Origin of the sequence: Pseudomonas sp. B10 (assembly GCF_900156235.1) — a bacterium.
GTDB lineage: Bacteria > Pseudomonadota > Gammaproteobacteria > Pseudomonadales > Pseudomonadaceae > Aquipseudomonas > Aquipseudomonas siliginis.
Genome location: NZ_LT707063.1, coordinates 4,514,453 through 4,528,798 on the forward strand (window position 1 = coordinate 4,514,453; position 14,346 = coordinate 4,528,798).

At 61.7% G+C, this 14,346-nt stretch carries 12 protein-coding genes; 6 read left to right on the forward strand and 6 right to left on the reverse strand.

All coding sequences use genetic code 11. The annotated features are described in order from the left end of the window. Positions 1-45: 45 nt before the first annotated feature. The 6 genes from BXA01_RS20410 to gatC form a co-directional block, all read right to left on the reverse strand. Positions 46-426 (reverse strand): carboxymuconolactone decarboxylase family protein, encoded by a 381-nt coding sequence (locus tag BXA01_RS20410; protein ID WP_076565842.1) that lies wholly within the window; start codon positions 424-426, stop codon positions 46-48. Beyond that, on the reverse strand, positions 423-1,433 hold the full coding sequence (locus tag BXA01_RS20415) for a calcium/sodium antiporter (protein ID WP_231991050.1): 1,011 nt from the start codon (positions 1,431-1,433) through the stop codon (positions 423-425). Before BXA01_RS20415 ends, BXA01_RS20410 begins: the two co-directional genes overlap by 4 nt. 97 nt (positions 1,434-1,530) lie before the next feature. Beyond that, positions 1,531-1,902 (reverse strand): septal ring lytic transglycosylase RlpA family protein, encoded by a 372-nt coding sequence (locus tag BXA01_RS20420; protein ID WP_024011604.1) that lies wholly within the window; start codon positions 1,900-1,902, stop codon positions 1,531-1,533. Positions 1,903-2,120: 218 nt separating this feature from the next. Next, on the reverse strand, positions 2,121-3,566 hold the full coding sequence (gene gatB, locus BXA01_RS20425) for an Asp-tRNA(Asn)/Glu-tRNA(Gln) amidotransferase subunit GatB (protein WP_016771702.1): 1,446 nt from the start codon (positions 3,564-3,566) through the stop codon (positions 2,121-2,123). 10 nt (positions 3,567-3,576) lie between these two features. Beyond that, positions 3,577-5,028 carry an Asp-tRNA(Asn)/Glu-tRNA(Gln) amidotransferase subunit GatA gene (gene gatA, locus BXA01_RS20430; protein WP_076565843.1) on the reverse strand — a complete coding sequence of 484 codons (1,452 nt, stop codon included), beginning with the start codon at positions 5,026-5,028 and terminating at the stop codon, positions 3,577-3,579. Between the two features lie 16 nt (positions 5,029-5,044). Beyond that, on the reverse strand, positions 5,045-5,332 hold the full coding sequence (gene gatC / locus BXA01_RS20435; RefSeq protein WP_024011606.1) for an Asp-tRNA(Asn)/Glu-tRNA(Gln) amidotransferase subunit GatC: 288 nt from the start codon (positions 5,330-5,332) through the stop codon (positions 5,045-5,047). Positions 5,333-5,543: 211 nt separating this feature from the next. Between gatC and mreB the strand changes: the two genes are divergently transcribed. The 6 genes from mreB to BXA01_RS20465 all read left to right on the forward strand — a co-directional run bounded on the left by mreB (position 5,544) and on the right by BXA01_RS20465 (position 14,345). Next, positions 5,544-6,581 carry a rod shape-determining protein MreB gene (gene mreB / locus BXA01_RS20440; protein WP_002555108.1) on the forward strand — a complete coding sequence of 346 codons (1,038 nt, stop codon included), beginning with the start codon at positions 5,544-5,546 and terminating at the stop codon, positions 6,579-6,581. A gap of 176 nt (positions 6,582-6,757) precedes the next feature. Further along, complete coding sequence (gene mreC / locus BXA01_RS20445) at positions 6,758-7,825, forward strand: rod shape-determining protein MreC (protein WP_231507578.1); 1,068 nt, start codon at positions 6,758-6,760, stop codon at positions 7,823-7,825. Beyond that, positions 7,825-8,316, forward strand: a complete 492-nt coding sequence (gene mreD / locus BXA01_RS20450) for a rod shape-determining protein MreD (protein WP_024011608.1) — start codon at positions 7,825-7,827, stop codon at positions 8,314-8,316. Before mreC ends, mreD begins: the two co-directional genes overlap by 1 nt. A gap of 37 nt (positions 8,317-8,353) precedes the next feature. Beyond that, the gene (locus tag BXA01_RS20455) at positions 8,354-8,950 is read left to right on the forward strand and encodes a Maf family protein (RefSeq protein WP_076565848.1); all 597 of its coding nucleotides are present in this window, start codon (positions 8,354-8,356) and stop codon (positions 8,948-8,950) included. A 58-nt stretch (positions 8,951-9,008) separates the two neighbouring features. Then, positions 9,009-10,466, forward strand: coding sequence for a ribonuclease G (gene rng, locus BXA01_RS20460; protein ID WP_016771696.1), 1,458 nt, complete (start codon positions 9,009-9,011; stop codon positions 10,464-10,466). A gap of 75 nt (positions 10,467-10,541) precedes the next feature. Beyond that, entirely contained in the window at positions 10,542-14,345 is a 3,804-nt protein-coding gene (locus tag BXA01_RS20465) for a YhdP family protein (RefSeq protein WP_076565850.1), read from the forward strand. Position 14,346: the final 1 nt, after the last annotated feature.

Genomic DNA, 14,346 nt, shown 5'->3' on the forward strand with positions numbered 1-14,346 from the left:
TGTGGGAGCGAGCCTGCTCGCGAAAGCTATTTCAGCAGCACTGAATCACTCAGGTTTCTGGTAGGTATCAATCACTTCCTGCGCCGCGCGAAACGCATCGATCGCCGCCGGTACGCCGGCATACACCGCGCAATGCAGCAGCGCCTCGCGAATCTCTTCCACGCTGCAGCCATTGTTCAGGGCACCGCGCACGTGGCCCTTCAACTCCTGCGGACACTTCAACGCGGTCAGCGCGGCGAGGGTAATCAGGCTGCGGGTTTTCAGCGACAAACCTTCGCGATTCCACACTCCGCCCCAGGCGTGTTCATTGACGAAATCCTGCAACGGCTGGGAGAACTCGGTGGCGTTGCCCAAGGCGCGATCAACGAACGCATCGCCCATGACCTGACGACGGATTTCAACCCCGGACTGCTTCGACTCGCTCATGGCACATCTCTCTTGTGGTGTTGGCGACGCCAGGCGCGGATCGACGTGAACAGCAGAAACGTCAGCAGCGCCGGCAGGACATAAAACAGCATCAAGCGCTCGAGTTTGCCGGCCAGCGGCATGCCGGTGGTGAACGACACCACATGCAGCCCGTAGACCAGATACAAGCCGAGCAGCAACAAGCCTTCAGCCCGGGTCACGCGGTAGCCCGAGTAAAACACTGGCAGACACAGCGCAGCGACGCCGAGCATCACCGGCAAGTCAAAATCCAGCGCGTTGGGGGAGACGGAAAGCGGCGTCGGTGCGAGCAGCGCGGTCAGCCCGAGTACCCCGAGCAGGTTGAACAGATTGGCGCCGATCACGTTGCCCACGGCAATGTCACGCTGCCCGCGCAGGGCGGCGATCAGCGAGGTCGCCAGTTCCGGCAGCGAGGTGCCGACCGCGACCACGGTCAGGCCGATGACCCGTTCGGACAGGCCCAAGTCGGTGGCCACGACCACGGCGGCGCCGAGCAGCAGACGGCCGGCGAACACCAGCATGGCCAGGCCAGCGAGAATCATCAGCACACTGATCAACCAGGATTGCTGCGTATCCTGTGGTCGTGCGCCATGGGGCCGGGTCGAGTGTCGCGACTGACGCAACAGCAAGCCGAGGTACAGTGCCAAAGCGCCGAGCAGCAGGACGCCGTCGAAACGCCCGAGGTCTTTATTCCAGGCGAGGATGAATACCAGCAGGCTGGCACCGATCATCAACGGGATATCCAGACGCACCAGTTGCCGCGACACGCGCAGCGGGATGATCAGTGCCGAGAGGCCAAGGGTTACGAGGATATTGAAGATGCCGCTGCCGACCACGCTGCCGACGGCGATGTCCGGGTTGTCGGTCAACGCCGCTTGCAGGCTCACGGTCATTTGCGGCGCGCTGCTGCCGAGGGCGACGATGGTCAGGCCGATGATCAACGGACGCACATGCAGGCGCTCGGCCAGACGCACGGCGGCGCGCACCATCAGCTCGGCGCCGATGATCAAAAGAACCAGGCCGCTGAGCAATTCGATGACGTTGATCAGCGGCAGATCGGCTAGTCCGAAAATGGTCGGCGCTCCATCAGTCCAGGGCCTGCACGCGAACCCGTGCGGTGCCACTGCGCAGCATGCCGATTTCATCGGCGGCCTCGCGTGACAGATCGATCAGCCGGCCACGGGTGTGCGGGCCACGGTCATTGATGCGGACCACGACTGATTCATCGTTTTTCAGGTTGGTGACCTTCACCCGCGTGCCGAACGGCAACTGGCGGTGGGCGGCGGTCAGGGAATGCTGGTTGAACGCTTCGCCGCTGGCGGTGCGTTTACCGTGATGTTTGGCTCCGTAATAGGAGGCGACGCCGGTCTGGTCGTAACCGTGCGGGTCGATGGTGTCGGTACTGGCGCAACCGGCCAGCAGAGAGAGCAGGGCGCTGCTCAGCAACAGACGCTTCATTCAAAGGTATCCCGGATCAAATGTAGGAGTGACCTGTGGCGAGGGGATTTATCCCCGTTGGACTGCGCAGCAGTCCCAAAACTGAGAACTCGGTTTATCTGGTGCAAATCAAGCTCAGCAATTGGGGCCTCTTCGCGGCCCAACGGGGATAAATCCCCTCGCCACAGGTCCCTTCCACAGGGAATGGAGCCAGGCTTTGGATCTGGCTCCATTGGTGGTCAGCCTTCGAGCTTGCTTTTCAGCAGTTCGTTCACCTGCTGCGGGTTGGCCTTGCCTTTCGAGGCTTTCATGGCCTGGCCGACGAAGAAACCGAACATCTTGCCGCGTTTGGCTTCGTCTGCCGCGCGGTACTGTTCGACCTGTTCGGCGTTGGCCGCGAGCATTTCGTCGAGCACGGCCGAGATCGCGCCTGTGTCGGTGACTTGCTTGAGGCCGCGCTTTTCGATGATCTCGTCAGCACTGCCTTCGCCGTTGGCCATCGCTTCGAACACCACCTTGGCGATCTTGCCGGAGATGGTGTTGTCCTTGATGCGCTGCAGCATGCCGCCCAGTTGCTCGGCGGAGACTGGCGAATCCTCGATGTCCAGGCCCTGCTTGTTGAGCAGGCTGCCCAACTCGACCATCACCCAGTTCGCCGCCAGTTTCGCGTCGCCGCCGATGGCTGCGACTTTCTCGAAGTAATCCGCCTGTTCACGGCTGGTGGCCAGCACGTTGGCGTCGTAGGCCGACAGACCGAACTGGCTCTGGAAGCGTTCGCGCTTTTGCGGTGGCAGTTCCGGCAGGGTGGCACGCACTTCACCGAGGAACGACTCTTCGATGACCACCGGCAGCAGGTCCGGATCGGGGAAGTAACGGTAGTCGTTGGCTTCCTCTTTCGAACGCATCGGACGGGTCTCGTCCTTGTTCGGATCGTACAGACGGGTCTGCTGGATCACTTTGCCGCCGTCTTCGATCAGCTCGATCTGGCGCTGGATCTCGGAGTTGATCGCCTTCTCGATGAAACGGAACGAGTTGACGTTCTTGATCTCGCAGCGAGTGCCGAACTCGACCTGGCCTTTCGGCCGTACCGAGACGTTGCAGTCGCAACGCAGCGAGCCTTCGGCCATGTTGCCGTCGCAGATGCCCAGGTAACGCACCAGTGCGTGGATCGCCTTGACGTAAGCCACGGCTTCCTTGGCGCTGCGCATGTCCGGCTCGGAAACGATTTCCAGCAGCGGCGTGCCGGCACGGTTCAGGTCGATGCCGGTGGCACCGTTGAATTCTTCGTGCAGGCTCTTGCCGGCGTCTTCTTCCAGGTGCGCGCGGGTGATGCCGACGCGTTTGACCGTGCCGTCTTCCAGGGCGATGTCCAGGTGGCCCTTGCCAACGATGGGCAATTCCATCTGGCTGATCTGGTAGCCCTTCGGCAGATCCGGGTAGAAATAGTTTTTCCGGGCGAACACGTTGTGCTGGCCGATCTCGGCGTCAATCGCCAGACCGAACATCACCGCCATGCGCACCGCTTCCTGGTTGAGCACCGGCAGCACGCCGGGCATGCCCAGATCGATCAGGCTGGCCTGGGTGTTCGGCTCGGAACCGAACGTGGTGGAACTACCGGAAAAGATTTTCGACCGGGTGGTGAGCTGAGTGTGAATCTCCAGCCCGATCACGACTTCCCATTGCATGTGTGTCTCCTCAGAAGCCGGTTGGGGTGCGGGTGTGCCAGTCAGTGTTGAGCTGATACTGGTGGGCAACGTTCAACAGGCGGCCTTCCTGGAAATACGGCGCGAGCAACTGCACGCCCACCGGCAGACCGTCGACAAAACCGGCCGGCATCGACAGGCCCGGCAGGCCGGCGAGGTTGGCGGTGATGGTGTAGACGTCTTCCAGGTATGCAGCGACCGGGTCGCTGTTCTTCGCGCCAAGCTTCCAGGCCGGGTTCGGCGTGGTCGGGCCGAGGATGATGTCGACTTCATTAAAGGCAGCCATGAAATCGTTCTTCACCAGACGACGAATCTTCTGCGCTTTCAGGTAGTAGGCATCGTAGTAACCGGCGGACAGCGCGTAGGCACCGACCATGATCCGGCGCTGTACTTCGGCGCCGAAGCCTTCGCCACGGGAGCGCTTGTACAGGTCGATGAGGTTTTCCGGGTTTTCGCAGCGGTGGCCGAAACGCACGCCGTCGAAACGCGACAGGTTCGAGGAGGCCTCTGCCGGGGCGATCACGTAGTACGCAGGAATGGCGTGCTGCATGTTCGGCAGGCTGATTTCCTTGATCACCGCACCGAGCTTCTGCAACTGCTGGATGCTGTTCTGGATCAGCTCGGCAATGCGCGGGTCGAGACCGGCGCTGAAGTATTCCTTCGGCACGCCGATGCGCAGGCCTTGCAGCGAATCGCCCAGGCCGGCGGAGTAATCCGGAACCGGCTCATCGATGCTGGTGGAATCGTTCGGGTCGAAGCCGGCCATGCCTTGCAGCAGGATCGCGCAGTCTTCGGCGGTGCGCGCCAACGGGCCGCCCTGATCAAGGCTGGACGCGTAGGCAATCATGCCCCAGCGCGAAACGCGACCGTAGGTCGGCTTCAAACCGGTGAGGTTGGTGAATGCTGCCGGCTGGCGGATCGAACCGCCGGTGTCGGTTGCGGTGGCGGCAGGCAGCAGGCGAGCGGCCACGGCGGCGGCCGAGCCACCGGACGAACCGCCCGGCACGTGTTCCAGGTTCCACGGGTTTTTCACTGCGCCGTACCAGCTCGACTCGTTGGCCGAACCCATGGCGAATTCGTCCATGTTGGTCTTGCCCAGGGTCACGGCGCCAGCAGCGGCCAGTTTCGCGACTACGGTGGCGTCATACGGGGCCTTGAAGTTGTCGAGCATCTTCGAGCCGCAGCTGGTGCGGATACCCAGGGTGCAGAACAGGTCCTTGTGGGCGATCGGCGCACCGAGCAGAGCGCCGCTCTCACCATTGGCCCGGCGTGCATCGGCGGCTTTCGCCTGCTCGATGGCCAGATCCTCGGTGAGGCTGATGAAACTGTTGAGCTGCGGATCGAGCTGGGTAATACGCGCCAGCAGGACTTTGGTCAGCTCTTCGGAGGAAAACTTTTTATCGGCGAGACCGCGGGCGATCTCGGCCAGAGTCATTTGATGCATTGCAGGCTCTTTCCCTTTAGTCGATGACTTTCGGAACCAGATACAGGCCGTTTTCGACCGCTGGTGCGATGGACTGGTAGGCCTCGCGATTATTCGTCTCGGTCACCACGTCGGCGCGCAGGCGCTGACTGGCTTCCAGGGGGTGGGCCAGCGGCTCGATACCGTCGGTATCAACGGCCTGCATTTCGTCGACCAGCCCGAGAATGCTGTTGAGGGCGGAAGTAATGTGCGGAAGATCGGCATCGTTGAGGCCAAGGCAGGCCAGATGCGCGATTTTTTCCACGTCGGAGCGTTCTAGCGCCATCGGGATTCTCCAGTGGAAAACAGAACGGACGGCGTCCGTGTGTTAGATTGTCGGAACACTACCGCACTTCTACGGTCATAAGGCCGCGATTGTGGGGCTTGGTGCACAGAAAAGCGGCCAATTTAACATATTGGCGCCTTGCCCAAAATCCCTGTCGTTGTTAGAGTTTGCCGCACTTTTTTACCCACGCGTTGCCTAGGGTCCCTTTCCCATGTTCAAGAAACTGCGTGGCATGTTTTCCAGCGATCTTTCCATTGACCTGGGCACTGCCAACACCCTTATTTACGTGCGCGAGCGCGGTATCGTCCTGAATGAGCCATCGGTTGTGGCCATTCGGACACACGGTAACCAGAAAAGTGTCGTTGCTGTCGGCACCGAGGCCAAGCGCATGCTCGGCCGTACGCCGGGCAACATTGCTGCCATTCGTCCGATGAAGGACGGCGTGATCGCCGACTTCAGCGTCTGCGAAAAGATGCTGCAGTACTTTATCAACAAGGTTCACGAAAACAGTTTCCTGCAGCCCAGCCCTCGTGTGCTGATCTGCGTTCCATGCAAGTCCACCCAGGTTGAGCGTCGCGCCATCCGTGAATCGGCCCTTGGCGCCGGTGCCCGTGAAGTGTTCCTGATCGAAGAGCCGATGGCTGCTGCGATCGGTGCCGGTCTGCCGGTTGAAGAAGCGCGCGGTTCGATGGTCGTGGATATCGGTGGTGGTACCACCGAGATCGCCCTGATCTCCCTGAACGGTGTGGTCTACGCCGAATCCGTACGTGTCGGCGGCGACCGTTTCGACGAAGCGATCATCACCTACGTGCGCCGCAACTACGGCAGCCTGATCGGTGAATCCACCGCTGAGCGCATCAAGCAGGAAATCGGTACGGCCTACCCGGGCGGCGAAGTGCGCGAAGTCGATGTTCGCGGTCGCAACCTGGCCGAAGGCGTTCCACGCGCATTCACCCTGAACTCCAACGAAGTGCTCGAGGCTCTGCAAGAGTCGCTGGCCACCATCGTGCAGGCGGTGAAAAGCGCGCTGGAGCAATCGCCGCCGGAACTGGCTTCCGACATCGCCGAGCGTGGCCTGGTGCTGACCGGTGGTGGCGCGCTGCTGCGTGACCTCGACAAGTTGCTGGCCCAGGAAACCGGTCTGCCGGTGATCGTTGCCGAAGATCCGCTGACTTGCGTTGCTCGCGGCGGTGGCCGTGCGCTGGAAATGATGGATAAGCACACCATGGATCTGCTTTCGAGCGAATAAGCTTCGAATGCAATACGTGGGTGAACGCATAGGCAGCACTTTGCAGTGCTGCCTGTTGGCGTTTATCTTCTGTCAGTCTTCATCCAGGCCGGTTTGATGCCGTATGAATAAACAGAACATTTGCCTGGGAGGAGCGGCTTATTAAACCGCTTTTCACCAAAGGCCCTTCGTTGGGCGTGCGCCTGTTGGTGCTGGCCGTGCTCGCGGTCGCGCTGATGGTGGTCGATGCACGTTTCGACCTGCTCAAGCCCGCGCGCAAGCAAGCGTCGCTGGTGCTCATGGATGCCTACTGGATCACCGACCTGCCCGGCCGCTTGTGGGAAGGGGTCGCCAGTCAGTTCGGCAGCCGCACCGAGCTCGTCGCCGAAAACGAAAAACTCAAGACCGAAAACCTGCTGTTGCAGGGGCGCATGCAAAAGCTCGCGGCCCTGACCGAGCAGAACGTTCGGCTGCGCGAGTTGCTCAATTCCTCTGCATTGGTCAATGAAAAGGTCGAAGTGGCCGAGCTGATCGGCATGGACCCCAACCCCTTCACCCATCGCATCATCATCAACAAAGGAGAGCGCGACGGCGTGGTGCTCGGTCAACCGGTGCTCGATGCACGCGGGCTGATGGGCCAGGTGGTTGAGTTGATGCCGTACACCTCGCGGGTCCTGCTGCTGACCGACACCACCCATAGCATTCCGGTGCAGGTAAACCGTAACGGTCTGCGCGCGATTGCCAGTGGCACCGGCAACCCTGAGCGCCTGGAATTGCGTCATGTCGCCGACACGGCAGACATCAAAGAGGGCGACCTGCTGGTCAGCTCCGGCCTCGGCCAGCGATTCCCGGCCGGTTATCCGGTGGCCACGGTCAAGGAAGTCATCCACGATTCCGGCCAACCGTTTGCCATTGTCCGCGCCGTGCCGACTGCCGCCCTGAACCGCAGCCGCTACCTGCTGCTGGTGTTCAGCGACAGCCGCACCGCCGAGGAACGCGCCAATGACGCCGCCCAGGCGCAGGAACAGCTCGATGCCCACGGCGGCGGCCCGATGTTGCCGGCCAGCGTGCCGAAACCGTTGATCATGCCTGCCACGCCGTCGACCGCTACCGCAGCGCCGGCCGCTGAAGCAGCGGCGCCTGCCACCACGCCTGCCAAGCCCGCCGCGAGCAAGCCGCCCGCTGCCGCTCCGGCCGCTGCCAAACCGCCGGCCGCGAGCAAACCACCGGCGAAACCGCCAGCCACTACCGGGGGACGAGAATAATGGTCGGCGCGAAAAAATCCGGAAACGGCTGGATGATCTGGCTGACGTTCTTCGTCGGCATCCTGCTCAGCGTTTCACCGTTGCCGATCTTCATGGAAATCCTTCGCCCGCTGTGGCTGGCCTTGCTCGTGACCTTCTGGGCGCTGTATATGCCGCACACGGTCGGCATGGTCACCGCCTTCTGTCTGGGACTGGCCGAAGATGTCCTGCAGGGCGACCTGCTCGGGCAGAACGCGCTGATCCTGACCCTGATTACTTTCCTCGTGTTGTCGTTGCAGCAGCGCCTGCGCATGTTCCCGATGTGGCAGCAGTGCCTGGTGATCCTGGTGATCTTCGGCCTCGCACAATTGGCGCAACTGTGGCTCAGCGCTCTAACCGGCAACCGTCAGCCAACCCTGGCGCTGGTCTTGCCGGCGCTGGTCAGTGCCTTGCTCTGGCCGTGGGTCAGCTTCGCCCTTCGCGGGATGTGCCGACGCTACAGAATCTATTGAGCCGGTGAAGCAGGACACTGAACAGGGAGATGTTTTGATGAAACTGCTTTACCTCGCCTCCGGCTCACCGCGCCGCCGTGAATTGCTCACGCAGATCGGTGTGCAGTTCGCCGCCATCAGCGCGGACATTGACGAAACCCCGCTTCCTGAAGAATCCCCTTCGGCCTATGTCGAACGCCTCGCGCGTGGCAAGGCTGAGGCCGGGCGCCGCTCGGTCGTCTCTGACCAGCCGTTCTGCGTGCTTGGCGCCGACACCGCTGTGGTACTCGACGGCAAAATACTTGGCAAACCGGTGGACGAAGCCGACGCATGCGCCATGCTGATGATGTTGTCCGGCAGCGAACACGAAGTGCTGACCGCCATCGCCGTGCTTGAAGGTGAGCGCTGCGAGTCGCGGGTGGTGCGCAGTCGCGTGCGTTTCCGCACCATCAGCCGCGAAGAGGCCGGCGCCTACTGGGCCAGTGGCGAACCGCGCGACAAGGCCGGCGGCTATGGCATTCAGGGCCTGGGTGCGGTGTTTGTCGCCGGGCTCGACGGCAGCTATTCGGCGGTGGTCGGCTTGCCGTTGTGCGAAACCTGCGAGGTGTTGGGCCATTTCGGCATACCCTGTTGGCAAAACCTGAACACGCCCTGAGCGTCGTACGAATCCAGATGCGGCCACTATCGTGAACATGCCTGAACGAGATCCTGCCATGAGTGAAGAGATTCTGATCAACATCACGCCGATGGAGTCGCGCGTGGCGGTGGTCGAAAACGGTGTGCTGCAAGAAGTCCACGTCGAGCGCACGCAGAAACGCGGGATCGTCGGCAACATCTATAAAGGCAAGATCGTTCGCGTCCTGCCGGGCATGCAGGCGGCATTTGTTGATATCGGCCTCGATCGTGCGGCTTTCATTCACGCCGCCGAAATCTCCCTGCGTGAAGGCCCGGCGGTGGAAAGCATCAGTTCGCTGGTGCACGAAGGCCAAAGTCTGGTGGTGCAAGTCACCAAAGACCCGATCGGCTCCAAAGGCGCACGCCTGACCACACAACTGTCGATTCCTTCGCGTTATCTGGTGTACATGCCGCGTACCGCTCATGTCGGTATTTCCCTGAAGATCGAAGACGAAGCCGAGCGCGAGCGCCTCAAGCAGGTGGTCAGTGATTGCGTGGCCAAAGAAGGCATCAAGGAGGCCGGCGGTTTCATTCTGCGCACAGCCGCTGAAGGCGCGGGCGCTGATGAAATCCTCATGGACATCCGCTACCTGCGGCGCCTCTGGGACCAGATCAACGAGCAGATCAAGACCATCGCCGCGCCGAGCGTGATCTACGAAGACCTCGGCCTGGCCCTGCGCACCCTGCGTGACCTGGTCAACCCGAAGATCGAGAAGATCCGCATCGATTCCCGGGAAACCTTCCAGAAAACCACGCAGTTCGTCGCCGAACTGATGCCGGAAATCGCCGATCGTCTGGAACACTATCCGGGCGAGCGGCCGATCTTCGATCTGTACGGTGTCGAAGACGAAATCCAGCGCGCGCTGGAGCGCAAGGTACCGCTGAAATCCGGCGGCTATCTGGTGATCGATCCGGCGGAAGCCATGACCACCATCGACGTCAACACCGGGGCGTTCGTCGGTCATCGCAACCTCGAAGAAACCATTTTCAAGACCAATCTCGAAGCGGCCACGGCGATCGCCCGGCAGATGCGCCTGCGCAATCTCGGCGGGATCATCATCATCGACTTCATCGACATGGAAGATGAAGAGCACCAGCGTCAGGTCCTGCGCACTCTGGAGAAACAGTTGGAGCGCGATCACGCCAAGACCAACATCATCGGCATCACCGAGTTGGGCCTGGTGCAGATGACCCGCAAGCGCACCCGCGAAAGCCTTGAGCAGGTGTTGTGCGAACCGTGCAGCAGTTGTCAGGGACGCGGCAAACTGAAGACCGCCGAAACCATCTGTTACGAGATCTTCCGTGAGATTCTGCGCGAGGCCCGGGCCTACCAGGCCGAGGGTTATCGAGTGCTGGCCAACCAGAAAGTGGTCGATCGTCTGCTTGATGAAGAGTCCGGTAACGTCGCCGAGCTTGAAGGCTTCATCGGTCGCACCATACGCTTCCAGGTGGAAACCATGTATTCCCAGGAACAATATGACGTGGTGCTGCTCTGAAACCCTGCATCACCCTTCATTCAACGCGGCTGGCCTCAGCTTTTCGCAGTTTTTTTGCCATGGGAGCCAACTGACATGGAGCGTCTGACACGCATTCTGGCCGCACTCACCCGCTGGGGGCTGGGCCTGTGCGCGTTGGTTCTGGTGTTGATGGCGTTGTACGTCAGCCTCGGCCGCGAGCTGACCCCTCTGGTGGCGGAATACCGCGCCGACATCGAAGACAAGGCCAGCGCCGCCCTCGGCATGCCTTTGCAAATCGGTGAGCTGGAAGGCAACTGGAGCGGTTTCGCGCCGATCCTGCTGGCCCATGACGTGATGGTCGGCGACGGCGCCAACGCTCTGCGCCTCGACCGCGTGCGGGTGGTGCCGGATATGTGGGGTAGCGTGTTGGCCCGCGAAGTACGCCTCGCGCATATCGAACTCAACGGTTTGAAGATCAGCCTCAAGGAAGCCGAAGACGGCACTTGGGCGCTGGAAGGCCTGCCGGTGCAGAAGGATCAACCCTTCGATCCGGCACAATTGTTCCAGCGCTCGCAGATGATCAGGCAACTGTCGGTGCTCGACAGCCAGGTGACCCTGCAACCGCTCGACCACCCGCCCATGACGCTCACCTATGTCGGTCTGAATCTGCGTACCGGCGCCAGCCGCCAGCGTCTCGACGCGCGTCTGACCTTGCCCGATGGCCAGCCTGTCGCGCTGAGCCTGCGCAGCCAGCTTCGTCCCGATCAATGGCAGAACAGCGCCATCGAGGGTTATGCCAGCCTGCCACAGAGCGACTGGTCGAAATGGCTGCCCGAGCGCCTGACCCAGCAATGGAATTTTTCCGAGATCAAGGCCGGCGGTGAACTCTGGGTCGATTGGGCCGAAGGCGCGTTGCAAAGCGCCGCGTTGCGCCTGAATGCGCCGCAAGTGACCGGTGCCTACGCCGAGCGCAAGCCAATCCAGATCAACAATCTGGCGCTCAACGCCTATTACCGCAACAACGCCGAGGGAGTGAAAGTCACCCTCGATTCACTGGCCATGAGCTTCGGCGAAACCCGCTGGGAATCCCATGTGCAGGTGCAGCAGACCCGCGCCAGCGCCAAGGCTGAAGAGCTCTGGCATCTGCAGGCCGATCGCCTCGATCTGACCCCGATCACGCCGCTGCTCAATGCGTTGGGGCCGTTGCCGCAAAGCTTCGCCACAGTGGTCGAGCGTTTGAAGGTAACCGGCGGCCTGCGCAACGTGTTGCTGGACTTCCGCCCGACCGCCACCGATGGCAGCAAATTCGGCTTTGCCGCCAACCTCGATAATGTCGGTTTCGATGCCTACCACGGCGCTCCGGCGGCGCGGAATGTCAGTGGCAGCCTGAGTGGCAACCTCGACGGCGGCGAGTTGCGCCTCGACAGCAAGGACTTTGTCCTGCACCTCGATCCGATTTTCGCCAAACCATGGCAATACCTGCAGGCCAATGCGCGGCTGACCTGGAAGCTCGACAAGGATGGCTTCACCCTGATTGCGCCATACCTCAAGGTATTGGGCGAGGAGGGCAAGATTGCCGGCGATTTCCTCATTCGCCTGCACTTTGACCATAGCCAGGAAGACTACATGGACCTGCGCGTCGGCCTGGTCGATGGCGACGGTCGCTATACCGCGAAATATCTGCCGGCGGTGTTGAGCCCGGCGCTTGATGAGTGGCTGCGCACAGCGATCCTCAAAGGCGCGGTGGATCAGGGCTTCTTCCAGTATCAGGGCTCGCTGAGCAAGAACGCCGGCGAGGCTGATCGCAGCATCAGCCTGTTCTTCAAGGTCCATGACGCCGAACTGGCGTTTCAGCCGGGCTGGCCGCATGTGAGCAAAGTCAGCGGCGATGTGTTCATCGAAGACAGCGGCGTGCGCATCTGGGCCAGCAAAGGCCAGTTGCTCGACACCCAAGTCAGCGATGTCTTCGTCAATATTCCTCATGTACCGGCCGGGCAGAACTCGCATTTGTTCCTTGATGGCGCATTTGCCGGTGGCCTCGGCGATGGCTTGAAGATTCTTCAGGATGCGCCGATCGGCACTGGCGAGACCTTTGCCGGTTGGGAGGGCGCAGGTGATCTGAATGGCAAGCTCAAACTGGACATTCCGCTGGCCAAGGGCGAACAGCCGAAAATCCTCGTCGATTTCAAAACCGCCAACGCGCGGCTGAAACTGGCCGAACCGAAACTGGAACTGAGCCAACTCAAGGGCGATTTCCGCTTCGACAGCAATAAGGGCCTCAGCGGCCAGAACATCTCTGCACGGGCCTTCGACAAACCGGTCACTGCGCAGATATTCGCCGACGGCAGCCCCAATCAGATCAAGACTCGCGTCGCCGCATCCGGACAGGTTGAAGTCAAAAAGCTCACCGACTGGCTGGGCGTGACCCAGCCGTTGCCGGTGTCCGGGACGATTCCGTATCAGTTGCAGCTGAATCTTTCCGGGGCCGACAGTCAGTTGCTGGTCAGCTCCAGCCTCAAAGGCGTGGCAGTGGATTTGCCGGCGCCGTTCGGCATGGCCGCCGATGTCGGGCGCGACACGGTGTTCCGCATGACCTTGCAAGGGCAGGAGCGGCGTTACTGGTTCAATTACGATCAACTGGCCAATTTCACCTTTGCCGCGCCGCCGAGCAATTTCGCCGATGGCCGTGGCGAACTGTTTCTCGGCGCTGGCGAAGCGGTGTTGCCGGGCGCCAAGGGCCTGCGCATTCGCGGGGTGCTGTCGGAACTGGACGTCGCGCCGTGGCAGGATCTGGCCAACAAATACGCGGGCGGGGATCCGGGCGGCAGCGCCAAGCAACTGCTGAGCAGCGCTGACATCAAGGTCGGCAAATTGACCGCGCTCGGCACCACACTGGATCAGGCCTCGGTGCAGATCAATCGCAAGCCAGGCGCGTGGAACCTGGCGCTGGATAGCCAACAGGCCAAGGGCAGCGCCAGCCTGCCGGACGCCAACGGCGTGCCGATTGCGGTGAATCTGCAATACGTGAAACTGCCGGCGCCGGACCCGGCGGTGCAGGCTGACGAGAACGCGCCTGATCCATTGGCGTCGGTCGACCCGACGAAAATCCCGGCGCTGGATATAACCCTCAACCAATTATTCCTCGGCCCCGACCTAGTGGGTGGCTGGTCGCTGAAAGTGCGGCCGACCGCCAAGGGCATCGCGCTGAACAACCTCGACATGGGCCTCAAGGGCATCCTGCTGCAAGGCAACGGCGGCTGGGAAGGCGCGCCGGGGGCGACCAGCAGTTGGTACAAGGGCCGCATTGGCGGCAAGAATCTGGCCGACGTGCTCAAAGGCTGGGGTTTCGCGCCAAGCGTCACCAGTGAAGAATTCCACATGGATGTCGATGGCCGCTGGCCGGGCTCGCCGGCGTGGCTGGCGACCAAGCGCTTCTCCGGCACCCTCGATGCCTCGCTGAACAAAGGCCAGTTCGTTGAAGTGGAGGGCGGTGCTCAGGCGCTGCGGGTGTTCGGCCTGCTCAACTTCAACTCGATCGGCCGGCGTCTGCGTCTGGACTTCTCCGACCTGTTCGGCAAAGGCCTGAGCTACGACCGGGTCAAAGGTTTGCTGGTGGCGAACAACGGTGTCTACGTGACACGTGAGCCGATTCGCCTGACCGGGCCTTCGAGCAACCTTGAGCTGGACGGCACGCTGGATCTGGTCGGTGACAAGGTCGATGCGAAATTGCTGGTGACCTTGCCGGTGACCAACAACCTGCCGATCGCCGCGCTGCTCGTCGGCGCACCGGCGGTCGGCGGCGCGCTGTTCCTCATCGACAAGCTGATCGGCGACCGCGTCGCGCGCTTCGCCAGCGTCAAGTACACCGTCAAAGGCCCATGGAAAGAGCCGAAAATCACCTTCGACAAGCCTTTTTGAA

Coding starts and splice junctions, on each gene's coding strand:
- BXA01_RS20410 (WP_076565842.1), bottom strand. CDS start 426: ATGAGCGAGTCGAAGCAGTCCGGGGTTGAAATCCGTCGTCAGGTCATG.
- BXA01_RS20415 (WP_231991050.1), bottom strand. CDS start 1,433: ATGGTGCGCGCCGCCGTGCGTCTGGCCGAGCGCCTGCATGTGCGTCCG.
- BXA01_RS20420 (WP_024011604.1), bottom strand. CDS start 1,902: ATGAAGCGTCTGTTGCTGAGCAGCGCCCTGCTCTCTCTGCTGGCCGGT.
- gatB (WP_016771702.1), bottom strand. CDS start 3,566: ATGCAATGGGAAGTCGTGATCGGGCTGGAGATTCACACTCAGCTCACC.
- gatA (WP_076565843.1), bottom strand. CDS start 5,028: ATGCATCAAATGACTCTGGCCGAGATCGCCCGCGGTCTCGCCGATAAA.
- gatC (WP_024011606.1), bottom strand. CDS start 5,332: ATGGCGCTAGAACGCTCCGACGTGGAAAAAATCGCGCATCTGGCCTGC.
- mreB (WP_002555108.1), top strand. CDS start 5,544: ATGTTCAAGAAACTGCGTGGCATGTTTTCCAGCGATCTTTCCATTGAC.
- mreD (WP_024011608.1), top strand. CDS start 7,825: ATGGTCGGCGCGAAAAAATCCGGAAACGGCTGGATGATCTGGCTGACG.
- BXA01_RS20455 (WP_076565848.1), top strand. CDS start 8,354: ATGAAACTGCTTTACCTCGCCTCCGGCTCACCGCGCCGCCGTGAATTG.
- rng (WP_016771696.1), top strand. CDS start 9,009: ATGAGTGAAGAGATTCTGATCAACATCACGCCGATGGAGTCGCGCGTG.
- BXA01_RS20465 (WP_076565850.1), top strand. CDS start 10,542: ATGGAGCGTCTGACACGCATTCTGGCCGCACTCACCCGCTGGGGGCTG.